Consider the following 24,000-nt stretch of genomic DNA (forward strand, 5'->3'; position numbering starts at 1 on the left):
GTTATGGTATTATTTCGGCTTATTTTTGAAAATAATGTGGAGTATGGGATGAAAGTAACGCTGCCGGATTTTAATAAAGCCAATGTGCTGGTTGTCGGTGACGTCATGTTAGACCGTTATTGGTATGGTCCTACAAGTCGGATCTCACCAGAAGCACCAGTGCCTGTGGTAAAAGTAGATACCATAGAAGAGCGTCCGGGTGGTGCAGCTAACGTTGCAATGAATATTGCTTCTTTAGGGGCTAATTCTCGTTTGGTGGGGTTAACCGGCATCGATGAAGCGGCAAAAGCATTAAGCAATACATTAAGTCAGGTTAATGTGCGTTGTGATTTCGTCTCTATTGCGACACATCCAACTATTACTAAATTACGTGTCCTATCACGTAACCAACAACTTATCCGCCTTGATTTTGAAGAGGGATTTAGCAATGTCTCTCCAGAGCCAATTTATGAGCGTATTCAACAAGCATTACCCTCAATGGGTGCCTTAATTTTATCGGATTATGCTAAAGGTGCACTTTCTCACGTACAGCAAATGATCCAATTAGCTAAAAAAGCAGGTGTGCCGGTACTAATCGATCCTAAAGGCAGTGATTTTGAACGCTACCGTGGTGCCACACTCTTAACACCGAATATGTCAGAATTTGAGCAAGTAGTGGGCGTTTGTCATACAGATGATGAGCTAGTAGAAAAGGGCACTCAACTAGTAAAAGATTTAGCACTTGATGCACTATTGATCACTCGTTCAGAGCGGGGCATGAGTTTATTACAAGCCAATGAAGCGCCATTGCATTTACCCACTCAAGCACAAGAAGTTTATGATGTGACAGGGGCGGGAGATACGGTTATCGGCGTGCTTGCTACTGCGTTAGCTGCAGGCAAACCATTAGCGGAAGCGTGCTTTCTTGCCAACGCTGCGGCTGGTGTGGTTGTGGGGAAACTGGGAACGTCAACGGTTTCTCCTATTGAGCTTGAAAATGCTATTCGCGGGCGTGCTGATAACGGCTTTGGTATTATGGAAGAGTCACAACTCAAACAAGCGGTTGCTTTAGCGCGTCAACGTGGTGAGCGCATAGTGATGACAAATGGTTGTTTTGATATTCTTCATGCTGGGCATGTTAGTTATTTAGCTAATGCACGTAAATTGGGTGATCGCCTGATTGTTGCGGTAAATAGTGATGCATCAACTAAACGATTAAAAGGTGAAAGTCGCCCAGTCAACCCATTAGAGCAACGAATGACCGTATTAGGCGCGTTAGGGGCAGTTGATTGGGTTGTCGCGTTTGAAGAAGATACCCCACAGCGTTTAATTGCATCAGTATTGCCTGATATTTTAGTAAAAGGTGGCGATTATAAACCCGAAGACATTGCTGGCAGTAAAGAGGTGTGGGCTGCGGGTGGTGAAGTGAAAGTACTTAATTTTGAAGATGGTATTTCCACAACTAATATTATTAATGCCATTAAAAAGAAATAATTAAGCTGTTTATTATAATTGAAAGGGCACTCTAATGAGTGCTTTTGTTGGATGTACTTGCCGTTTATGTTGGAAATGGCTATAATATAACCATACTCCTGACTAGCGAGTTATCTCCAGTCATAAAGGGAGTCCCTAAAGGCAGTATAAATATATTAGAAAGGGTGAAGAGAGATTCTTCACCCTTTCTAATATATAGGGGGAAAGAATATGAAATTAGAGGAAGTCTTTAATTTTTATTTTAATGGAAAAGAGAGTTTCGAACAATTTTATACATTATCTTTAAATGATCATATTAAAGAATTTAATTTTAATAATAAAAAATGTTATTCAATCAGTGATGAATTAAAAACAATTCAACTATTTTTATCTAAATTTATTTTTGAAAATATAGAGTTTAGAAAAGATTTAGTTTACTCTTATCGAAAAGGAGTTAATGTAGTAGATTGTATTTCTCCTCATAGGTTTAATAATTATATATATAAAACAGATATTGAAAATTTTTTTCCATCTATAGGCTATGACTTAATAAAAAATAAAATAATAGAAAAAGTAAAAGATATTTCTTTTTTAGATACAAATGATGTAATGGTTCATTTATCTAGAATATTAGAGTTAGTTACTATAGATAAAAAACTACCTATAGGTTTTTCTTCATCACCAGCTATAAGTAATTTTGTTATGTATGATATTGATTGTAAAATAGATTGTTTTGCTAAAAATAACGATTTAATATATACAAGATATGCGGATGATATTATTTTATCAGGTAAAAATAACTTAGATAAGAATTCAATTAACCAAGAGATTAATAATATATTGAATTATAATCAGGATAATGTATTTCATTTAAATGATAAAAAAACAAAAATAATAACAAAAAAATTTGAAAGGAATATATTAGGTATAAGTATTTCTCCTGTAGGAACTCTTTCGATAAGTCGTCAGTTAAAAAAAGAGATAGAAGTTAAAATATTTTTTCTTATTAATAATAAAGATAAATTTGTCAAGTTTTCAGAAATGGATGAAATGAGTGCAATATTTTCTTTAGCTGGAAAATTATCTTATGCATTAGGTGTTGATCCAGTTTATATAAATAAGCTAAGACGTAAATATGGTAATTCAATAATTAATAAATTAATTAAAAATAAAGGTGATTTGTGATGTTTATATCACTAAACATTAAATCATTACAACACATTAATAATGTTTTATTAGATTTCGATTTTTCCAATAGGAATTTAATTTGTATAACTGGCCGGAATGGAATAGGGAAAACATCTATAGTAAAATCATTATGCTTATTAAAAGATATAAGTGTCTTAAATAAGACATCTTCAATTTTCAGTATAAATAAAGAAACTAATATAACAATATCTATAAATAAAAACAATTATCATTATTATTGTAATAACGGAGAAATTGATTCAAAAGATATTATTGATGAAAGTTTTTTAAATGTTGAACTCCCTATTCCTTATGGAAAACGTTTCTCTAATTTTCCTGTTTTAGGTAATATTGATAAAGAATTAAGAGAGAGTTATATTAAGGGAGAGTTTAATAAAAATATAGAAATAATTTATTTTTTGAGCCAAATCTATATAGGAGAGAGATTCTCATCACTCAAAGAGGTAATAATAAGAGGTAATAAGTATTATTTTCTTCCTCTTGATGGATATAGATATATTAGAGAGGATTATTTTAGCTCTGGAGAGTACTTTGTAATAAATCTATATAAGACAGTAACTTCTGATTGTAAATTAATTGTTGTAGATGAAATTGATATTTCTCTTGATGCCTCTGCTCAAGTTAGATTAATACAAGCCCTCAATAATTTGTGTGATAAATATAAGAAAAAAATAATATTTACAACACATTCTCTTCCTATTATGAGAGTGTTATATCAACAGGTTGGTGAGTCTATATTTTATTTAGAGAATATTAATTCCAGGCTAATTATGAGAGAAGTCTCATATAGTTATATTGTGGGTGAGCTTTTTGGTTTTAAAGATTATGATAAATATATTCTAACAGAAGATATAATGTTGGAAATTTATTTAAAAAGATTAATTTCTAAAATTGATACAAATAAATCAGTAAAGATTATTTATATAGGTGGTGCTTCAAATGTTATAGATTTTATGAGAAGAAATAAGCGGGAAAACTTTATTTGTGAAAGTAAACATATGATTTCTTTTTTAGATGGTGACTCTCGAGGTAAAGTATCTGGAGATAATATCTTATATAGTCCATTTTTAGATATAGAAGATGAGTTTTTTAGAAAATATACTGAAGAAAATAATAGATTTAATTTACCTTCAATCGGGGTTGATAATTGTAAAAGTAAATATTACTGTAAAACAGTAATTAAAGATATTGGTTACGAAGCTTTTTTTAATATCCTCGATATTGATTTTGAAGATAAAATAGAACAAACAATAGCCGAACTAAGAGAATTTATTAACAAATGAAAGTTATTTTTGAGAAAACACCCTGTCCGAATGTGGCACAGGGTGTTATTACACTATCAACTAAGCTTTACTGTCATTCCCAGTTTCAACAATAACATCAACTTCTTCAATCTGTGCAACTTCCACTGGCGCTTGTTGTCCTGCTTCCAACTCATTTAAACGTTGCTCTAAACGAGCCAATTTTTCGCGAGTACGTAACAGCACTTGTGTTTGCACATCAAATTCTTCGCGATTAACCAAATCTAATTTGTTTAATTGAGATTGAAGTATTGCACGGATTTTCTTATCAATATCATCACCTAAATCTTTGATACCTTGTGGTAGTACATTTTGGATTTGGCGAGCGACTTGTTCAATTTTTTTTGGGTCCAGCATGGATAGTCCTCACAATAAAATAGAAAGCTATGCTAAGTGTAATATGAGGGCTGTGGGAATAAAACCTGATATCGATATTATTGTTATATTTTTATGATAAATCGTTAAATTCTTTGCCTATCAATAACAGATTAGTGTGATTTGACAAGGGTTATTGTGGATTGGGATTGCCTCTTATTATTTTAAAGCGTATAGTTTCCCTGTTTATCTCAGGGCGGGGTGAAAGTCCCCACCGGCGGTAGATACCTGAATAATCAGGTAAAGCCCGCGAGCGCTTTGTATTACCAATGTGATGCAAAGGTCAGCAGATCCAGTGTAATTCTGGAGCCGACAGTTAAAGTCTGGATGGGAGAGAATAAAATAGCATCAGTGGGATCCTTGTATCCATTCCTGTTGTTTCTGCTTGTCTATTTATACAGCAGAGATCCACTCCTAAGACTGCCCTGGTTCTGGTAACTTTCATTAATTATTGAGGTTTTTTTACCATGAATCAGACGCTACTTTCCGAATTTGGCTCTCCATTAGAGCGTGTTGAGCGTGCGCTTGAAGCCCTTCGTGCCGGTAAAGGTGTGATGGTGCTTGATGATGAGAACCGTGAAAATGAAGGCGATATGGTATTTGTCGCAGAAACCATGACCACAGAACAAATGGCGATGTCTATTCGTCATGGCAGTGGTATTGTGTGTGTCTGTATTACCGAAGAGCGCCGTCAACAACTCGATTTACCTATGATGGTAGAAAATAACACCAGTCATTTTCATACCGCATTTACGGTAACTATTGAAGCAGCCCAAGGGGTGACTACGGGAGTTTCAGCAGCAGACCGTTTAACGACAGTACGTGCAGCTGCTGCTGATAATGCAAAACCAAGTGATTTAAATCGTCCAGGTCACGTATTCCCATTACGAGCGCAACCTGGTGGTGTATTAACACGTGGTGGACATACTGAAGCTTCTATTGATTTAGCAACGTTAGCGGGTTTTAAACCTGTTGCCGTGTTATGTGAATTAACCAATGACGATGGCACCATGGCCAGAGCGCCAGAAGTTGTCACTTTTGCTAAACAGCATGATATGCCAGTGTTAACGATTGAAGATTTAGTGGCTTATCGTCTTCGCGAGGAGAAGAAAGCGGGCTGAAATTAACAAGTTAAAACGACACTGAAAACACACACACACTTATTCAAGCCACTTAAGTTTCCCTAAGTGGCTTTTTCATATTTTTTGAATAACTATTTCACACTTCTTTGACTATATTTCAAGTAAGAAGGCAGTATGCTAAATGCCATAGATAGCAAGATGATAAGAGGTGATTATGGACAGAAAATTGATGCCAGCGCTATTTGTTGGACATGGCAGTCCAATGAATGTATTGGAAGATAATAAATATACTCGCCTCTGGACGACGTTAGGAGAGACACTGCCTAAGCCTAAAGCAATATTAGTCATCTCAGCGCATTGGTATACGCAAGGGACTTATATTACAGCGATGACTCATCCTAAAACTATCCATGATTTTTATGGATTTCCACCAGAGTTATACCAAATAGAATATCCTGCAAAAGGCTCCATTGGTCTCGTTGCATTAATTGAAGATCTGATTGATCCGATGAAATTAAAACTGGATATGGAGCAATGGGGATTCGATCACGGTAGTTGGGGAATATTAGAGAAGATGTACCCTAATGCTAATATTCCTGTTGTTCAGTTAAGTATTGATGCTAACCAATCGCCACAGTGGCACTATGAGTTTGGAAAAAAACTGGTTGAGCTACGTAGAGAAGGTGTATTAGTGATTGGCAGTGGTAATATCGTTCATAATTTAAGAATGATGGATTGGCAAAATGACCAAGCAGAGCCTTACTCTTGGGCATTATCTTTTAGTGAAACAGTAGAGCGCTGTTTACAAAGTGATAAAGTGCCTGAAGCGCTTTTTACCATTTTATCAACGCAAGAAGGGCAACTCGCACACCCAACAGCAGAACATTTTTTACCTGCATTATATCTACTCGGTTTAAAACAGCCGGATGAAAAAGTAACTTTATTAAATAATGATATTATTAATAAATCACTTAGCATGATGACCTTTCAAATTGGGTAAAATATTCAATAAAACTAATTGATAGAATGTTAAGGCTAAATTTATTTTTTAGGTGTGCCATAAAACCCCGCCCTTTAGTTCAGGGCGGGGAGGGGGTCAATGCTAGACAATAAGTTTTGCTATCACAGCAATTGCGTTATTAATCTAAAATAATATGTGGATAGAAACGAGACAGATCTTGCGTGATAAGCTCTTTATCTTCTCTAATACAAATACCTGCAGATTGGTCGTTAACTAGCCAGCTACCAATTAATGTATAGCTATCACCAAATTTTGGCAGTGGATGGAAGTCCTGAACAATAAAGCCTTCTTCACCGTAAGGGCCATCAGCAACAGCGATATCTTTACCATTTTCAACGATACGAATATTCGCCCCTTCTCGTGAAAAGAGCGGTTTGATAACATAGCGTGATAATGAATCTGGCGCTTTACCGTCATAAAAATAAGCGGGTAATAAATTAGGATGATTAGGGAACATTTCCCACAGCATTGGCAGTAATGCTTTGTTGGAAATAATACTTTTCCAAGCTGGCTCTAACCAACGGATCCCTGCATCAGCAAGTTTGGTCGAGAAATCTTCACGGAACATAAACTCCCAAGGATAGAGTTTAAACATATTGCTGATGATCTGGTCTTGTAGATCGGTCAGCTCACCCCGTTCACCTAAACCAATATCTTCAATAAAAACGAAATCGGTAGTGACTTCGGCTTCTTCTGCACAATCTTGTAAATATTGTACGGTACCGCGATCTTCTTGCGTATCTTGGCAACATGACATGTGCAGATAACGCATACCATATTGATCACGCAATTGAGCGAATCTGTCGATCAATTTTTCTTGGATACTATTAAATTGATCGGCATTTTGTGGCAAACGACCCGCATTGATTTGATCTTCAAGCCAGATCCACTGGAAAAAAGCAGACTCATACAATGAAGTTGGTGTGTCGGCATTATTTTCGAGTAATTTTGCCGGCCCCTTACCGTCATAAGCTAAATCAAGACGTGAATAAAGCGATGGTTGCGAGGTTTTCCATGACTCACGGACAAAATCCCAGCAATGGCGAGGAATTTGAAAACGAGTCAATAGCTCTTCACTATTAGCCACTTTATCAGCGACTTGTAAGCACATCTGATGAAGCTCTTCCGTGGTTTCTTCTAATGTTTCCACTTCTTCCATTGAAAATTGATAATAAGCATCTTCACACCAGTAAGGCTCGCCATACATGGTATGGAAGTTAAAACCATATTCAGTGGCTTTTTCGCGCCAATCAGGACGTTCAATAATTTGTTCGCGTTTCATGGTTTAATTAACCACCTGCACGATATGAAGAGGAGCCTGTTGAGCTACGGTTGTTATTTGTCGCGCTTGCACGTTGAGCTGCCGCTTGTCGTGAAACGGTATTACCAAAGCCACCACGCGTAATGGTTGATGTTGTAGATGGTTTTGGTGTCATAGCTGTTTTAGGGACGTTCATTTGACGACCACCGACAGCTGGACCATAGTTACGACCCGTTGCATCAACAAACTTACCATTAGCTGGGCTACTTGGATTACGTGAGCTAAATAAAGGCTGTGCTGGTGCGCCACCACCCATTAAACGCCCCATCATATAACCTGCCATCAGTGGCATAAAGAAGCTACCACCAGAGTTAGCTTGTGCCATTTGTGAACTATCAGGGTTGAGGTTATTGGCGTTTTCGGTGTTAACGGGGTTACCATCAATTGAGGCAGTTTGTGTACATTGCGCATCACCAAATTCAGCAACACAATCTTCCATTGTTGCGTATTTAGGTGCAGTACGTTGCGCTTCTTGTAATGCCGTGCGGTAAGAATCTTCACATTGTGCTGCTTGTGATGGATTCGCTTGCGCACATTCTTGTGCATTCATATACAGTGAAACCGTCTCATCACTCTCTTCACACCCTGAAAGGGCGAATACCGCGGTGATGGCGATGGCAACAGGCGCCAGACGATAAGGGCGAAATGCTTTACGAAAAGCATCGCGATTAATCGATTTGGTACGTTTCATTGTCATATTGGTAAGATCCATAAAAAGTAAAACGTTCAAAATAAAAGCTAGGATAGGTTAAATAGGTTAGAAAATAAATAAGAAACACCTAATCATCAGCGATTAGCAGAAATTTGTGATCTTCATAGGGATAATGGCAATGAAATCAGCTAAATCCTCTATTTATTAAACAAATAATGATTAGGTTATTTATAAATTTAAGTAATGGGCATTAGGTGAATTTATTTTTAATCTATTTGTAACCAAAAATGTTTTTTCTCGCTAGTGTATAAAAAAACCGCTTACCCGTATATCACTGTAAGCGGTTTTGATGGTTAACGGTGTCTATTAACGATTAATTTGTCGTATTCAGTACGGGACTTGTTAATGGACGAATAATGTTGTCAGGGGAAGTAGAAATCTCTTCACCCAACGCATTATTTAACTGAATTAAGTCATTTTCGTTTAAGGTACCACGTGCATATTGAATATTTAATTGGTTAATCAAATAGTCGTAACGTGCACTTGATAATTTTTGTTTAGCATCATAAAGCGTTGTGGTCGCATTTAAGACATCAACAATAGTACGAGTACCCACTTGGTAGCCAGCTTCAGTTGCATCTAAAGAGCTTTGCGCGGATACAACCACTTGTTGATAGGCCTTAATGCTACTGATGGAGGCTGAAATATTGTTATAAGAAGAACGTGCAATTTGTACGATAGAACGGTATACCGATTCTAACTGCTCACTGGCACTGGTAAAGCCATATTGAGCTTGTTCTACTTGTGAGCTCGTTCTGCCACCTGTATATAATGGAATGCTTAAAGAGAGTCCGATGCTGCTTTGACCATTATAGCTATTACGGCTGTTAGCCGGTGTTTCTGGTGGTAAAGCACTACCATGATTATGACTGTTTGAGACACCCGTTGAAGCATTTAAATTTACGGTTGGCAAATGGCCTGATTGCGCTAAACGAATATTTTCACGGGCTAAATCTTGACCTAAACGAGCACTGAGTAAACTTAAGTTACGCTCTTCTGCGTCTTTTAACAGTTTATCAATGGCGTCTGGTGGAGTGGTGGAAAAACGTGCGATATTAAGTGAAGCCAGATTAATATAATACACACCGCTGACTTGGCGCAGTTTTTCTAATGCGTTATCCAGTTCATTACGTCCGGCCACTTCTTGTGCCAACACGCTGTCGTAGTTTGCACGCGCATTTTGTACGTCAGTAATCGCAACAAGTCCTACATTAAAACGCTGTGTAGTTTGATCTAATTGGCGATAAACCTGCTCTTTTTGTGCTTCAATAAATGATAAGGAGTCAATGGCACGCAGAACATTAAAATAAGCTGTTGCGGTATCTAAAATAAGCTGTTGTTGGCTTGTTTGATAGGTAACATCACTCATACCCGCCGTTTTTTCTTGCATGGTCAATTGACGCCATAAAGACATATCAAAAATAGTCTGAGTCAGCGTTAAATTCGCACCAAGAGAGTTAGACTCGGTATTTTTAGCATCACGATAGCCACTTTTATAATCAATAGAAGCGCCTAATCCTAATTGTGGTAATAATGGGCTACGTGCCTCATTGATTTTCTCAAAAGCTTGATTGCGTTCAGCTAATGACTTACGTAATTCTGGGTTACTGTCCTTTGCTTTTTGATAAACTTGTAGCAGATCCTCAGCCTGACTTGCAGTGCTGAATCCTGCCAAACTCATCGTGACTAAAAGAGAGAGCAGTTTTTTCATTTTAATTCCTTGTTGCAACAGTTTCGCTGAGTTGCCTCTGTTAATCTTGTATAGAAACAATTCTAGCAGATTGTTTCCCTAAGTAGGGGTAGCCATTTGTGCCATATCCTTTTATTTTAGGTTAACTTTACAGGATTTGCGGGCAAATATCTTTAAATCTGTATTAAACGTATGCAATAAAAAAAGACTTAAGTATAACCAGAGGAATATTGTATGAACAAAAAGGAAAATACACCATTTTTATATACACGTAATGATGTTGAGCTAATAAGTAAAAAAACACTCTATAAAGGCTTTTTCCGTATGAACGAGTATCGTTTCAAACACCGTTTATTTAAGGGAGGATGGAGTGCAGAAGTTAAGCGAGAAGTGTTCGAACGTGGTCATGCGGGTGTTTTATTGGCTTATGATCCTAAACGAGACGAAGTTGTATTAATCGAACAAATTCGTATTCCAGCTTATGAAACAAGTCAAACACCTTGGTTATTAGAAGTGATTGCCGGCATGGTGGAAGAAGGAGAAAGCCCTGAAGAGGTGGTAAGACGGGAAGCCACAGAAGAAGCTGGGATCACAATAGGTCGTTGTAAGCCCATTGTAAGTTACCTTTCAAGCCCCGGAGGAACCAGTGAGCGGATGTATGTCTATGTAGGGGAAGTGGATGCCACAACAGCAACAGGCATACATGGGCTAGCTTGTGAAAATGAAGATATTCGTGTTCATGTCGTCAGCCGAGAGCAGGCTTATCAATGGGTTGAAGAAGGGATAATTGATAATGCTGCTTCTGTCATCGCACTTCAGTGGTTACAACTTCATCATGTCACCTTAAGAAAAGATTGGTTGTGATAATTGCCAAAAGAAACTTTATTCGTCACTATGAAAAGATATGATAAATGACGTAATTATCTTTAAAGTATATGAATATACAATCGATTAAGCTTGAACATAAGAGATAAAAAATGTGACTGGTAGCGAGAATATTTCTCAATAATCTTTTGAAATGTGTATTGGGTGGCAGATCTTTAATACAAAATTACGTTAAAATAACGGCTAGTAAGAGAGAAACAAGGAAACCTTTTGGAAAGCCAGCTTGAATTGTCGGTGGATCAACAACACACCGTTAGAATATTACAAATCACAGATACCCACCTTTTTGCTAATGTGGATGATACCTTGTTGGGAATTAATACCTATCGTAGCTATCATGCGGTATTGGACGCGATTAAACAGCAAGGGTTATCGATTGATTTGATTGTTGCTACTGGGGATTTAGTTCAAGATCAATCCTTTGCAGCTTATCAGCATTTTGCTGATGGGATTGCAAGATTACCTTCACCTTGTGTGTGGTTACCCGGTAATCATGATTATCAACCAGCAATGATTGATGCTTTAAATCAGGCAGGCATTCTGTCGGCAAAACAAGTGTTAATTGGTGAACATTGGCAATTGTTATTATTAGATAGCCAAATTCAAGGTGTTCCCCATGGCGAGTTATCTGACTGTCAGTTAGATTGGCTAACTCGCTGTCTAGAAAGCCACAAAGAAAGAGATACTGTGATCTTATTGCATCATCATCCGATGCCTTCTGGCTGTACTTGGTTAGATCAACATAGTTTAAGAAACTCTCACCAGTTAGCTGAGCGTGTTAAAGATCACCCTCAAATAAAAATGATGCTATGTGGTCATATTCATCAAGAAATGGATGAAATGTGGAATGGTATTCGCTTATTAGCAACACCCTCTACCTGTATTCAGTTTCGCCCGCATTGTACTAATTTTTCTTTAGATACCGTTTCGCCGGGTTGGCGCTATTTAGAGTTATCATTATCTGCACAGGGTAAGAGGAATATTGATACTCAAGTACATCGTCTAGTGGGTAAAGATTTTTGTCCAGATCTTGACGCGGATGGCTATTAAGTCATGTCTCGTATCCTCTATTTACATGGTTTTAATAGCTCGCCTCAATCAGCCAAGGCGCAAGGGTTTAAACAATGGTTATCAGTCACTCATCCTGATATTGAGCTACTTGTACCCCAATTACCCCCTTATCCTCAGCAAGCCGCTCAATTAATTGAAAAATTAGTAAAAGATAATGCCAATGATAAGTTAGGATTAATTGGCTCGTCGCTGGGGGGCTATCTTGCTATTTGGTTATCACAACGTTTTCATTTACCTGCAGTGGTGGTGAATCCTGCGGTTCGCCCGTTTGATTTGCTACAGGATTTTTTAGGCGATAATGAAAATCCTTATACTCATCAAAAGTATAGATTAGCACCTCACCATATGGATGAGTTACTTGCCTTACGTATTCCTACGATAACTTCCCCCGATCTTATTTGGTTGCTTCAACAAACTGGAGATGAAATACTTGATTATCGTCAAGCGGTTTCATATCTTGGCGCTTGTAAGCAAACAGTAGAGCAGGGAGGAAACCATGCTTTTGTTAATTTTGAACGTTTTTTCCCGGAAATTGTTCAGTTTTTGAAAATAACATCGTTTTCGACTCATTAACCTGCAATACTGGGGTTGATGTCTCAATTCAAAAATGAATATCATATTACCGCTAACACCTGTTATTATAAACAGTATTCTCAAACAGTGAACCGCAGATTAAAACAATGACTCAATCAAGTTATAATGCAAAGGATATTGAGGTTCTTAATGGTCTAGAGCCTGTACGTCGGCGTCCTGGTATGTATACCGATACCACTAGACCGAACCATTTGGCACAGGAAGTGATAGATAATAGCGTGGACGAGGCGCTTGCGGGGCATGCAACCAAGGTCGAAGTTATCTTATATGCAGACCAATCTATTGAGGTTATCGACAATGGGCGAGGAATGCCGGTTGATATCCATCCAGAACTGAAAGTCTCTGCTATTGAGCTGATCCTTGCCCATCTTCATGCCGGAGGAAAATTCTCCAATAAAAACTACCAATACTCTGGTGGCTTGCATGGTGTCGGGATCTCAGTGGTTAATGCGTTATCAAAGCGTATTGAAGTCACCGTGCGCCGAGAAGGCAAAATATATCAAATTGCTTTTGAGAACGGTGATAAAGTTGAAGAGCTACATCAAATAGGTACGTGTGCTAAACGAGATACAGGAACCAGTGTTCATTTCTGGCCGGATAGCACTTACTTTGATATTCCTCGTTTCTCATCAAAAAGCTTATCTCATGTATTAAAAGCCAAAGCGGTGTTGTGCCCAGGCGTCAATGTCTCTTTTACCGATAAAGTCAATAATACCCAAGAAACGTGGTGTTACGCTGATGGTTTAACAGACTATTTAAGTGAAGCTGTCGCTGAATTTGTTCGCCTGCCTGAAGAGCCATTTACAGGGAAATTTGAAGGTGATAACGAAGCCGTTGAATGGTCAATGCTTTGGTTGCCGGAAGGAGGCGATTTACTCACAGAAAGTTATGTGAACCTCATTCCAACCGTACAAGGTGGTACACACGTTAATGGTTTGCGCCAAGGTGTATTAGATGCCATGCGCGAGTTTTGTGAATTCCATAATTTATTGCCAAGAGGCATTAAATTAACCGCAGATGATACATGGGAGCGTTGTGCTTATGTGTTATCAGTAAAAATGCAAGATCCTCAATTTGCAGGACAAACCAAAGAGCGTCTATCGTCACGTCAAACCAGTGCCTTTGTTGCTAGTGCAGTAAAAAATGCATTTAGTTTATGGTTAAACCAAAACGTTCAAGTCGGTGAATTACTCGCTGAAATGGCTATTAGTAGTGCGCAACGACGTATGCGTGCGGCTAAAAAAGTGGTGAGAAAAAAACTGACTTCGGGGCCTGCATTGCCGGGTAAATTAGCAGATTGTACTTCGCAAGATTTACGTTATACCGAACTCTTCTTAGTTGAAGGGGACTCTGCGGGGGGCTCTGCTAAACAAGCTCGCGATCGTGAATATCAAGCGATTATGCCTCTACGTGGTAAAATTCTTAATACTTGGGAAGTCTCTTCTGATGAAGTATTAGCGTCACAAGAAGTGCATGATATTTCTGTGGCGATCGGGATGGATCCTGATAGTGATGATTTAAGCCAATTACGTTACGGAAAAATTTGTATCCTTGCGGATGCGGACTCCGATGGTTTACATATCGCCACTTTGCTTTGTGCTTTATTTGTTCGTCATTTCCCGGCATTAGTAAAGCAAGGTCATGTCTATATGGCTATGCCACCTCTTTATCGTATCGACTTAGGTAAAGAAGTGAGTTATGCCCTTGATGAAGCAGAAAAGAACGCTATTTTGCAACGCCTTAGCCGTAAAAAAGGTAAGCCAAATGTGCAACGCTTTAAAGGCTTAGGTGAGATGAATCCACTGCAATTACGTGAGACAACGCTTGATCCTAATACACGTCGTTTAGTGCAATTGGTGATTGATGATGAAAATTATCAAGAAACGTTGGGCATGATGGATATGTTACTTGCCAAAAAACGTTCTGAAGATCGCCGTAACTGGTTGCAAGAAAAAGGCGACGAAGTTGACATCGAAGTGTAATGGAACTCACCAAGCGTCTGAGGAAAATATTGAATGAGTGAACTGACTCATGATGGTGTAGAGCGCCAACCGCTCCACTTATTTACGGAAAATGCCTATCTCAATTACTCAATGTACGTGATTATGGATCGTGCATTGCCTTTTATTGGCGATGGGTTAAAGCCAGTACAGCGTCGTATCGTCTATGCGATGTCTGAATTAGGTTTAAACAGCAGTGCTAAATTTAAAAAATCAGCACGAACAGTGGGGGATGTATTAGGTAAATATCATCCCCACGGAGATAGCGCCTGTTATGAAGCCATGGTATTGATGGCGCAACCCTTCTCTTATCGTTATCCATTAATTGATGGGCAAGGTAACTGGGGGGCTCCGGATGATCCAAAATCTTTCGCAGCTATGCGTTATACCGAGTCTCGCTTATCTAAATATTCACAGATCCTGCTAAGCGAATTGGGACATGGTACTGTTGATTGGATCCCCAATTTTGATGGCACCCTGCAAGAGCCAAAAATGTTGCCTGCTCGTTTACCTAATATTTTATTAAATGGGACAACGGGGATTGCTGTCGGTATGGCAACGGATATTCCGCCACATAATGCGCGGGAAATCGGCCAAGCATTAACCATGCTATTAGATAATCCTGATGCTGGGTTATCTGATGTTATGCAATATGTACAAGGACCTGATTATCCAACAGAAGCGGAAGTGATCACCGCTCCTGAGGATATCAAAAAGATTTATAAAACAGGACGTGGTTCTATTAGAATGCGTGCTGTTTGGCAAAAAGAAGAGGGTTGTGCGGTGATAACAGCTCTCCCTCATCAAGTCTCTGGTGCTAAGGTACTTGAACAAATTGCTGCATTAATGCGAGCGAAAAAATTGCCTTTAGTTGATGATTTACGTGATGAGTCAGATCATGAAAATCCTACTCGATTGGTGATTGTTCCTCGTAGTAATCGCGTCGATTTAGAACAAGTCATGTATTACTTATTTGTAAATACAGACTTAGAGAAAAGTTATCGCGTTAACCTCAATATGATTGGGTTAGATAACCGTCCTGCTGTGAAAGGGCTATTAACCATTTTAAATGAGTGGTTAGTATATCGCCGTCAAACCGTAACCAATCGTTTAAACCATCGCTTAGAAAAAGTATTACGTCGTTTAGAAATTCTAAAAGGTTTATTAATCGCTTATCTCAATATTGATGAAGTGATTGAGATCATCCGTTATGAAGATGAGCCAAAAGCCGAATTAATGCGTCGTTTTGCATTATCAGATATTCAAGCAGAAGCGATTTTAGAGTTACGTTTACGTCACTTAGCTAAGCTTGAAGAGATAAAACTGCAAGCTGAAAGTGATGAACTGGAAAAAGAGCGCGACAGTATTGAAAAACTGTTAAATTCTCCTCGCCGTCTCAATACGTTATTGAAAAAAGAGATAGAGGCAGACGCTAAAGAGTTTGGTGATGAACGACGTTCTCCTATTCGACCTCAAGAAGAGGCGAAAGTGGTTAATGAACAAGATATGTTGCCATCAGAGCCTGTGACTATTGTGCTTTCTGAAATGGGATGGGTGCGTAGTGCGAAAGGGCACGAAATTGATCCTAGTACCATGAGTTATCGTGCCGGAGACAGTTATCATAGTGCGGTACGGGGTATGAGCAACCAGCCAGTATTGTTCCTTGATTCAACGGGTAGAAGCTATAGTTTAAGTCCCAATGACATGCCATCAGGCCGTAGCCAAGGTGAGCCTTTAACCGGTAAATTGACCTTCCCCCCTGACGCCAGCGTAAAATATATGTTAGCGGGAGCCGCTAAACAGGAGTATTTACTGGCAACAAAAGAGGGTTATGGCTCCGTACTCAGTTATGAAGAGATGGAGACAAAAAATAAAACCGGTAAAGGGTTGTTAACGGTTTCAGATGAAACAGAATTGCTAGCGCCTTTCTTAGTCGATGCAGAAAAGAAAAACAATCAACATTGGTTAGTTATTATCACCGATAAAACACGTATTCTGGCGATATCTGCAGAACATCTAAATGAGATGAATAAGAAAGGTCGAGGCACTCGCTTAGTTGCATTAGGCAAAGAGCAAAGTGATGTTATCGAACAAATCGTATTAATAGCAAAAAATGAAGCCCTCACTTTTACTGTTGATGGTCAACAACAAACATTAAAAGCAGAAGAGATTAGCTATTTTAGTGGTGATGTTGGCGATGAGCCTATCCCATTAAAACATCTTCACCCTGAAGCGGTTACCGTGATCATGTCCGAAAAAGGGCTTATCCGTTGCCAAAAAGGCCATAACATTGATGCGAAATCAGTGGGCTTTAAAACAGGGGATGATTATTTTGATGCAGTTGAAGGGATGAGCAATCAAGCGGTACATCTGATTGATACCACGGGTCAAAGTTATACTGTTGATGTTGACGCATTACCATCAGGCCGTAGTAAAGGTGATGATTTAACAGGACGATTAAAAGTCCAAAAAGGGGCTCAATTACGTCATGTGGTGATGGGTGAAAGTAGCGATAAGATCTTAATGGCATCCGACGCTGGTTATGGGTTTATCTGTAGTATTGATGACTTAACCTCTAAAAATAGAGCTGGTAAATCATTATTAACATTACCTGAAAATGCATTACCATTACCACCTCAACGCTTAAATGCTGAATTGAGTGATTTGATCATGATCATTACTCAGGGTGGGCGAATGCTGATTTTTGAAGCCTCTGAGTTGCCAACTATGGTAAAAGGAAAAGGTAACCAAATGGTTTCTATTCCTGCTTCACAGGCTGCAAGTGGTGAAGATAAAGTCGCTTGGTTGCGGGTATTACCAGAAAATGCCAGTGTTACATTGCATTTTGGTAAACGTAAACTCACGATGTCGATGAATGAATTACAGACATTTAAAGCCAAACGTGGTCGTCGTGGAACCTCGCTCCCTCGTGGTGCACAAAGTATCGATCATATAGATATCGAAACTCATTAATTTTAACTTTCAATGTAGATTAGTGGGTCATATGACCCACTTATTATTAGGACGCTAAAAGCTTATGCTAGCCATTATTCGAGGCATTATTGTCATTCTGTACACCATTATTGTGGTGACTTTTGGGATGATCTATTGCATGTTTTCTCCCAGAAATCCGAAACACGTAATGACTTATGGACGTTTATTCGGCAAATTATCACATGTCTTTGGGATCAAATTAGTTGAGCGTTTTCCTAAAGAAGCTAAAAGTTATGGACCCAGTATTTATATTGGTAACCATCAAAATAACTTTGATATGGTGACAATGTCGAATGCGGTACAACCTAATACCGTGACGGTGGGTAAAAAAAGCTTGGTGTTTATTCCTTTCTTTGGACAGCTTTATTGGATCACTGGCAATATTTTGATTGATAGAGGTAATCGCTCTAAAGCCCATAGCACCATCACTCAGGTTGCAGAGCAAATCAAAGCGAAAAAAATCTCTGTATGGATGTTTCCTGAAGGAACTCGTAGCCGAGGACGTGGTTTATTACCTTTTAAAACAGGGGCTTTTCACGCGGCGATGCAAGCGGGGGTGCCTATTGTGCCTGTTTGTGTCTCTACCACACAAGGTAAGATAAAATTAAATCGCTGGAATAATGGCTACGTTATTGTTGAAATGTTGCCACCGATTGATGTATCAAAATATAACAAAGATCAGGTGAGAGAATTAGCTGAAGATTGTCGTCAGATCATGAAGGCTAAAATTGAAGAACTTGATAAAGAAGTGGAAGAAATGAATAAACGCGATTTTGCAGGTAAGTTAAATTAACAGTCTGTAATTTATTTAATTGTTTATCATACCTAATGCCAAATCGATTAGATTTGGCATTTTTATAACATCATGATTTTAATGGTTTAATTATATACTTTATAATGGCTAACAATAAACGTTATAGGTTGATTGATCGTTTGAATATATCCCGATTTTCGGACGGATATTGTCTTTAATAAATTAAAATGCACTAAGTTATCAACTATTTTTAGGATTTATGTCATATCCGCGTTATTATGCTGTCATAATTTGATTTAAGTCTTTTGTCTTTAAATATCACAGCAGCTTTTTTCCTATCAGTTGATCCTCACTCGTGGGATAGGAATATGGGTATTTTGTTGCGGAGAAAGTATGTCATTTAGTCGTCGCCAGTTTTTACAGGCTTCAGGCTTAGCGGTATGTCTGGGCTCATTATCTTCATCTGTTCGTGCAGGATCAGTTAGTGATAGAAAACTACCTATTCCCCCATTACTTGAATCACGTAATGGTCAGCCTCTTTTTGTAACGTTACAAAAAGTGCATTGGGCCTTTGATGGCACACAAAAAACAGAAGTCTGGGGCATTAATGGCTCAATGCCGGGTCCGACAATCAAAGTAAAAAGCGGTGATGATGTCAAACTGATTTATAGCAATCGCCTTAATGAACCCGTTTCTATGACCGTAAGTGGCTTATTAGTTCCGGGAACACAAATAGGTGGAGCTGCAAGGATGATGTCTCCGGGAGCCTATTGGTCACCGGTGTTGCCTATTCGTCAAAAAGCGGCCACCTGCTGGTATCATGCGAATACGCCTTTTAAAATGGCGCCTCATGTCTATAACGGATTGGTAGGCATGTGGATTGTTGAAGACGAAGAGAGCAAATCGTTACCATTGCCTAAACATTATGGGGTAAATGACTTTCCTATTATTCTTCAAGATAAACGCCTTGATAACTTTGGAACTCCACAGTACGACAAAGAAGCCGCGACAGAGGGCTTTTATGGTGACACATTATTAGTGAATGGCTGTGAAGATCCCTATATTGAAGTATCAAGAGGTTGGATTCGTTTACGCTTAGTTAATGCCTCGAATGCCCGACGCTATGAGTTATCGGCGAATGATGGTCGCTCACTCTATCTGATAGCCTCTGATCAAGGTTTGTTAACATCACCGGTAGAATTGAAATCTATTCCTATGGCACCGGGTGAGCGACGTGAAATTCTTATTGATCTATCAGAAGGCGAAGAAGTGACTATCACTGCTGGGCAAAGTGCCGGATTTATGGATAGATTACGTGGTATTTTTGAACCTTCTAACTTATTGCGCAATACCAATGTGCTAACCATCAAGCCTACTGGACTGATGTCACTGGTTACCGATAAAGCTCCACAACAGTTGGTGGTGGATGACACACAAATTACCACCTCAATTCAACCGAGAACGATCCAATTACAAAACAGTCCTCCAGGTATTAATAATGCGCGTTGGGAGTTATCAAGGATCGATCTTGTCGGTAAACAAAATGGCTGGGAACGTTGGTTAGTGACAGTGGAAACACCACAACCTTTTCATATTGAAGGTGCACGTTTTAAAGTGATTAATCATGATGGACAAAAACCAGCGCCTGCTGATTTTGGTTGGAAAGATACAGTGTGGATCGAAAAACAGAGTGAATTATTAGTTGAGCTAAAACAGCCTTCTTATTCCCATTTCCCTTTTGTTTATTATAGCCAAATACTCGAAAATGCGGATAAAGGGATTGCGGGGCAAATGGAAATCACGCCATCAGAATAAAAATTAAGTAATATCACGTCAAAAATTAAAATAAAAACAGTATTTTTAAAATAAAGATACTGTTTTTTTTATTACTATAAAATTAAGAAAAATAAATTTTTCATACTAGAATTAAATAGCTAAATCAGATTATAAAATAAATTGTTAATTAATTTAGCTATTATGTTTTTTTATTGGTTTGCTTTTTATCAGCTTTATTTAGCTATTGAAAGCTGTCAGTATTACCGTAGAAAACGTTAAATCTATTTATTTATATAATATTAGATTATGTTTTAAAATTGTTTAATTAAACTATTAAGTTGTGATTTGTTAGGCAATCTATCTATTTTTGTGGTTTAGCTTCGTATATTTGAGAGATCCCTCAAGTAATTATTGTTATAAAAAAGAGAGGATCGCTACGTCTTTTGTTTTTATTCCTTAATTAATGTTATCCCTTTCAACATAACAGAAGGTACAGAATGAACAAAGAAATAGCTTTAAGTCACCATCCCATTAATCAGAAAAAAAATACCACAAACTCTCTATTTCAACTCTCCCTTATTACTTCGGCACTTCTTTTTTCTGGCTATGCTGTTGCATATTCAGAAGTTGGACAATTAGGTAATAAACAAAGTTGGGAAAGCCCTGAATATCAAAAAGACTGGGGGCTTGCAGCCATGAATGCCTCTAGTGCTTATGCTCTGGGTTTTCATGGTCAAGGTGCTAAAGTCGGGGTGATGGACTCTGGTGCACTGCTCTCACATCAAGAGTTGAGTGGATCTCGTTTTCATGCAGTAAAAGCCAAAGGTGAATATGGCTCTACGGGAATGCGCTATCCACAAGAAATGGGCGGACATTATGAAAAAGGCCAAGTCTTTGATGTCGATGGTAATTGGATCAAAGGGGTGAATGATACCCATGGCACACATGTCACTGGTACTGTGGGGGCTAACCGTGATGGTAATGGTATGCATGGTGTGGCGTGGGGGGCTGATATTTATTTAGGGAATACTGGGGCAACAGACAGCAATAACTATGGCCCTTATCAAGACTATACCTATTTCTATACTGGCTGGAAAGCGATGGTCGATGCGGGTGCGCAAGTGATTAATAATAGCTGGGGGACTAACCCGCGCATTATTAATACAGATAAAACAGAGGGGCCTGATGGTGGTAATACCACGATACATATGCCTGTTAACACCACGGCACAGACAGAATACGAATATTTCTGCTTTAAAAAAGTCTATGGTGATAAACCTTCCTTTGTTGATGCTGCTTATGATGCAGTTAAAGGAACGAATGTTGTTCAGGTCTTTACAACGGGTAATCGCGACTTTGCTCAACCTTATTATCGTCCTCTTTATCCTTATTTTAATCCCGAAGCCGAACAGCATTGGATTGCGGTGGCAGGATTGAAGCAAAATGCGGATAACACCGGTTATGTATTAGAAAAAGTCTTCAATGAAGCGGGTAATGCAAAATGGTGGACAGTGGTTGCACCAGGTCGAAATATCTATTCTACAGTGGTTGATAAAGAGGGAAATCCAGGTTGGGATACCTTTAGTGGTACTTCAATGGCAGCTCCTCATGTGACGGGGGCGATGGGAGTATTAATGTCTCGTTATCCTTCCATGAACGCCATTCAAGTTCGTGATGTCATGTTCACTACCGCTAACCATCGTGATCCTGATGGCTCTTTATATGAGAGCTGGACGGCTGCAGAAGGTACTCCCGATGTACGTTATGGGTGGGGAACACCAGATTTAGATAAAGGGATGTATGGTCCGGGTCAATTGCTAGGTAAATTTGAATATAACCTAAATGCGACACCGCTTGATGTGTGGACTAATGATATTTCCCAAACAGCTTTAGATCTACGTAAGCAAGAAGATCTCGCATGGTTGAAAGAATATACCGAAAAAGGTATTGCGGCAGGAGGTGATTATCATCTCGGTACTGATTTTGTGATTAATGATGGCAATCCTGATCCTACATCACATATTGTTAGCCAAGAAGATGCTGAAAAATGGCGTCAAGAATATTACCAAAAACGCGCTGATGCTATTCAAGCTAAAATTGATGCTGGCTTATATGATGGTGCTTTGGTGAAGCGAGGCGAAGGTACGTTAGTCATGACGGGAAATAATAGTTACCGTGGTGGTACAACTGTCGAACAAGGTACTTTATATGGCTTTAGCGGATCTTTTGGGACACAAGCCGTCAATGTTAATGGTGGGAAATTAGGTATTATTGAGCGTTATAACGATACTTTTACTCAAAAAGGCCAATTAACCTCAAACCAAAACCATAAAGTAAACATTAATATTAATGATAAAGGTCGTTATTTAGTGACCGCAGGACACAATGTTAATATTGGTAACTTAGTGCTTAATCAAGGAGCCGATATTGATGTGGGGGCGGATAATGTTGGGCAACTAAAAGATATTTATCTTAATAATAGTGTTGTTGTCGGTGAGGTGAATACAGATAGTTTAGTTGATAATCGTACTAAAACGAAAATGTTAGCCAGTAACCGTGTGGTTGCAGATCCAGCCACAACCACTACTGTCACCAATAATGATTATGCTTTATTTGATAAACATATCACGATAACAGATAAAACCATCAGTGGCAGTTTAACTAAGAAAGAAAATACGACTTTAGCCACCTTTGCTGATAATGAAAATGGTCGTGCTATTGCTAATGCATTAGATAATACAGGAGATGGTGAGCTATTTAATGCTGTATTACCGATGAATGAAAATGATCTGAAAACCACTTATCAATCATTGGGTAGTGATATGTATTTAAATGCCAATAATGCCAGTATTGTTAATGTATTGGGTTTAACTCGTACAGTGAAAGATCAGGCTATTGGTATCGGTGATGGTCGTCATGCACAACTAGGTAATAGTAATGCGCGTATTTGGATCAGCGGCATGGGTCAGTGGGGTAAGACGGATTATGGCCACAGTGATATGGATGTTGATTTCTATGTTGGGTTATTAGGTGCTGAAATTGATGTTACTGAAAATACTAAAGCGGGTCTATTTTTCGGTGCAGGCTCCACCAAATATAAAGGCAATCAATATGGAAAGATAGATAGTAATGATATTCATATTGGTGCTTATGGGATCTCTAATCTTTATGATGTTGCCTCATTAAATTATGGATTTACACATACAAACCAAGATAGAGATGCAAAAAGAACACTCTGGATAGGACAAACTGCAGGTTATAACTCAACCAGTTACGATGCGAAAATTAGTCAATTCTTTTTAGAAGGCGCTTATACTCAATTGAATACTAGCCAGTACTCAATTGAACCTTATGCTGGATTTAGTTGGTTAAGAGTATCCACTGATAATATCAATGAAAATGTGGGTAATATGAAGTTTACCACTAAAACAGATGCACAAGATATTCAAGTTACTACGGTTGGTTTACGTGGTGGATATCCATTTATGGCAGGCAATATTAATATGGCATTAAAAGGTGATATATCAGCAAGCCATCTGTTTGGTGATAATCGCCCTGAATCACGTCTATGGTTATCCAATTCAGGTGAGGCATCACTACGAGGTGGTAAACTAGATAATTTATTTGGTGTTGGTCTAGGTGTTGATGCGCAGTTAAGTAAATCAACCACTTTCGGTATCTCTTATCAAGGTCAATATAATAGTGATATCAATTCGAGTGGTATTAATGCAATATTGAAAATTAATTTCTAAATCTTATTTGT

Annotated in this window: 17 protein-coding genes, 1 pseudogene and 1 riboswitch; of the genes and pseudogenes, 14 read left to right on the forward strand and 4 right to left on the reverse strand. The window is 38.5% G+C overall.

The features are described 5' to 3' along the window. Positions 1–48: 48 nt before the first annotated feature. From hldE to AACV01_RS07050, 3 genes are all read left to right on the forward strand, one after another. Complete coding sequence (gene hldE, locus AACV01_RS07040; protein WP_004249466.1) at positions 49–1,473, forward strand: bifunctional D-glycero-beta-D-manno-heptose-7-phosphate kinase/D-glycero-beta-D-manno-heptose 1-phosphate adenylyltransferase HldE; 1,425 nt, start codon at positions 49–51, stop codon at positions 1,471–1,473. 210 nt (positions 1,474–1,683) lie between these two features. Further along, positions 1,684–2,637 carry a reverse transcriptase domain-containing protein gene (locus tag AACV01_RS07045; protein ID WP_004250214.1) on the forward strand — a complete coding sequence of 318 codons (954 nt, stop codon included), beginning with the start codon at positions 1,684–1,686 and terminating at the stop codon, positions 2,635–2,637. After that, the gene (locus tag AACV01_RS07050) at positions 2,637–3,944 is read left to right on the forward strand and encodes an AAA family ATPase (protein ID WP_004250215.1); all 1,308 of its coding nucleotides are present in this window, start codon (positions 2,637–2,639) and stop codon (positions 3,942–3,944) included. The genes AACV01_RS07045 and AACV01_RS07050 overlap by 1 nt, the downstream gene beginning before the upstream one ends. Before the next feature lie 60 nt (positions 3,945–4,004). On the opposite strand, the gene ubiK is transcribed toward AACV01_RS07050, so the two are convergent. Then, positions 4,005–4,319 (reverse strand): ubiquinone biosynthesis accessory factor UbiK, encoded by a 315-nt coding sequence (gene ubiK / locus AACV01_RS07055; RefSeq protein WP_046334374.1) that lies wholly within the window; start codon positions 4,317–4,319, stop codon positions 4,005–4,007. 201 nt (positions 4,320–4,520) lie between these two features. Further along, positions 4,521–4,680, forward strand: a riboswitch (FMN riboswitch). Positions 4,681–4,804: 124 nt separating this feature from the next. Here ubiK and ribB point away from each other — a divergent pair. Next, positions 4,805–5,458, forward strand: coding sequence for a 3,4-dihydroxy-2-butanone-4-phosphate synthase (ribB, locus tag AACV01_RS07060; RefSeq protein ID WP_004245565.1), 654 nt, complete (start codon positions 4,805–4,807; stop codon positions 5,456–5,458). A 175-nt stretch (positions 5,459–5,633) separates the two neighbouring features. Then, positions 5,634–6,419, forward strand: coding sequence for a 4,5-DOPA dioxygenase extradiol (gene ygiD / locus AACV01_RS07065; RefSeq protein ID WP_004249471.1), 786 nt, complete (start codon positions 5,634–5,636; stop codon positions 6,417–6,419). 139 nt (positions 6,420–6,558) lie between these two features. On the opposite strand, the gene AACV01_RS07070 is transcribed toward ygiD, so the two are convergent. The 3 genes from AACV01_RS07070 to tolC all read right to left on the reverse strand — a co-directional run bounded on the left by AACV01_RS07070 (position 6,559) and on the right by tolC (position 10,184). After that, positions 6,559–7,722 (reverse strand): glutathionylspermidine synthase family protein, encoded by a 1,164-nt coding sequence (locus AACV01_RS07070; protein ID WP_004245561.1) that lies wholly within the window; start codon positions 7,720–7,722, stop codon positions 6,559–6,561. A 7-nt stretch (positions 7,723–7,729) separates the two neighbouring features. Then, the gene (locus tag AACV01_RS07075; protein WP_004249472.1) at positions 7,730–8,458 is read right to left on the reverse strand and encodes a DUF1190 family protein; all 729 of its coding nucleotides are present in this window, start codon (positions 8,456–8,458) and stop codon (positions 7,730–7,732) included. Positions 8,459–8,786: 328 nt separating this feature from the next. Then, entirely contained in the window at positions 8,787–10,184 is a 1,398-nt protein-coding gene (gene tolC, locus AACV01_RS07080) for an outer membrane channel protein TolC (RefSeq protein ID WP_004245559.1), read from the reverse strand. Positions 10,185–10,397: 213 nt separating this feature from the next. Between tolC and nudF the strand changes: the two genes are divergently transcribed. The 9 genes and pseudogenes from nudF to pta all read left to right on the forward strand — a co-directional run bounded on the left by nudF (position 10,398) and on the right by pta (position 23,989). After that, positions 10,398–11,027 (forward strand): ADP-ribose diphosphatase, encoded by a 630-nt coding sequence (gene nudF, locus AACV01_RS07085; protein ID WP_004245558.1) that lies wholly within the window; start codon positions 10,398–10,400, stop codon positions 11,025–11,027. A gap of 231 nt (positions 11,028–11,258) precedes the next feature. After that, on the forward strand, positions 11,259–12,098 hold the full coding sequence (gene cpdA / locus AACV01_RS07090) for a 3',5'-cyclic-AMP phosphodiesterase (protein WP_004245557.1): 840 nt from the start codon (positions 11,259–11,261) through the stop codon (positions 12,096–12,098). Between the two features lie 3 nt (positions 12,099–12,101). Further along, positions 12,102–12,692, forward strand: a complete 591-nt coding sequence (yqiA, locus tag AACV01_RS07095) for an esterase YqiA (protein ID WP_004245556.1) — start codon at positions 12,102–12,104, stop codon at positions 12,690–12,692. Positions 12,693–12,799: 107 nt separating this feature from the next. Further along, entirely contained in the window at positions 12,800–14,695 is a 1,896-nt protein-coding gene (gene parE, locus AACV01_RS07100) for a DNA topoisomerase IV subunit B (protein WP_004245554.1), read from the forward strand. Positions 14,696–14,728: 33 nt separating this feature from the next. Continuing rightward, a pseudogene (gene parC / locus AACV01_RS07105) lies at positions 14,729–16,909 on the forward strand (DNA topoisomerase IV subunit A); the annotation flags it as partial. A gap of 327 nt (positions 16,910–17,236) precedes the next feature. Further along, positions 17,237–17,686 (forward strand): DNA gyrase C-terminal beta-propeller domain-containing protein, encoded by a 450-nt coding sequence (locus AACV01_RS17855; RefSeq protein WP_237585005.1) that lies wholly within the window; start codon positions 17,237–17,239, stop codon positions 17,684–17,686. Between the two features lie 64 nt (positions 17,687–17,750). Continuing rightward, entirely contained in the window at positions 17,751–18,500 is a 750-nt protein-coding gene (locus tag AACV01_RS07110) for a 1-acylglycerol-3-phosphate O-acyltransferase (RefSeq protein WP_004245551.1), read from the forward strand. A 354-nt stretch (positions 18,501–18,854) separates the two neighbouring features. Continuing rightward, positions 18,855–20,276, forward strand: a complete 1,422-nt coding sequence (ftsP, locus tag AACV01_RS07115) for a cell division protein FtsP (RefSeq protein ID WP_036918984.1) — start codon at positions 18,855–18,857, stop codon at positions 20,274–20,276. Positions 20,277–20,734: 458 nt separating this feature from the next. Next, on the forward strand, positions 20,735–23,989 hold the full coding sequence (pta, locus tag AACV01_RS07120; RefSeq protein ID WP_161682630.1) for an autotransporter Pta: 3,255 nt from the start codon (positions 20,735–20,737) through the stop codon (positions 23,987–23,989). Positions 23,990–24,000 lie beyond the last annotated feature (11 nt).

Source organism: Proteus sp. G2609 (assembly GCF_963896135.1).
In the GTDB taxonomy this organism is placed as follows: Bacteria; Pseudomonadota; Gammaproteobacteria; order Enterobacterales; family Enterobacteriaceae; genus Proteus; species Proteus mirabilis.

Bases quoted from the DNA above. Each gene is read 5' to 3' on its own strand.
- ygiD (WP_004249471.1), top strand. From the start codon at position 5,634: ATGGACAGAAAATTGATGCCAGCGCTATTTGTTGGACATGGCAGTCCA.
- AACV01_RS07050 (WP_004250215.1), top strand. From the start codon at position 2,637: ATGTTTATATCACTAAACATTAAATCATTACAACACATTAATAATGTT.
- parE (WP_004245554.1), top strand. From the start codon at position 12,800: ATGACTCAATCAAGTTATAATGCAAAGGATATTGAGGTTCTTAATGGT.
- AACV01_RS07045 (WP_004250214.1), top strand. From the start codon at position 1,684: ATGAAATTAGAGGAAGTCTTTAATTTTTATTTTAATGGAAAAGAGAGT.
- hldE (WP_004249466.1), top strand. From the start codon at position 49: ATGAAAGTAACGCTGCCGGATTTTAATAAAGCCAATGTGCTGGTTGTC.
- yqiA (WP_004245556.1), top strand. From the start codon at position 12,102: ATGTCTCGTATCCTCTATTTACATGGTTTTAATAGCTCGCCTCAATCA.
- ubiK (WP_046334374.1), bottom strand. From the start codon at position 4,319: ATGCTGGACCCAAAAAAAATTGAACAAGTCGCTCGCCAAATCCAAAAT.
- nudF (WP_004245558.1), top strand. From the start codon at position 10,398: ATGAACAAAAAGGAAAATACACCATTTTTATATACACGTAATGATGTT.
- pta (WP_161682630.1), top strand. From the start codon at position 20,735: ATGAACAAAGAAATAGCTTTAAGTCACCATCCCATTAATCAGAAAAAA.
- AACV01_RS07070 (WP_004245561.1), bottom strand. From the start codon at position 7,722: ATGAAACGCGAACAAATTATTGAACGTCCTGATTGGCGCGAAAAAGCC.
- AACV01_RS07110 (WP_004245551.1), top strand. From the start codon at position 17,751: ATGCTAGCCATTATTCGAGGCATTATTGTCATTCTGTACACCATTATT.
- AACV01_RS17855 (WP_237585005.1), top strand. From the start codon at position 17,237: ATGGCATCCGACGCTGGTTATGGGTTTATCTGTAGTATTGATGACTTA.
- ribB (WP_004245565.1), top strand. From the start codon at position 4,805: ATGAATCAGACGCTACTTTCCGAATTTGGCTCTCCATTAGAGCGTGTT.
- tolC (WP_004245559.1), bottom strand. From the start codon at position 10,184: ATGAAAAAACTGCTCTCTCTTTTAGTCACGATGAGTTTGGCAGGATTC.
- AACV01_RS07075 (WP_004249472.1), bottom strand. From the start codon at position 8,458: ATGACAATGAAACGTACCAAATCGATTAATCGCGATGCTTTTCGTAAA.
- ftsP (WP_036918984.1), top strand. From the start codon at position 18,855: ATGTCATTTAGTCGTCGCCAGTTTTTACAGGCTTCAGGCTTAGCGGTA.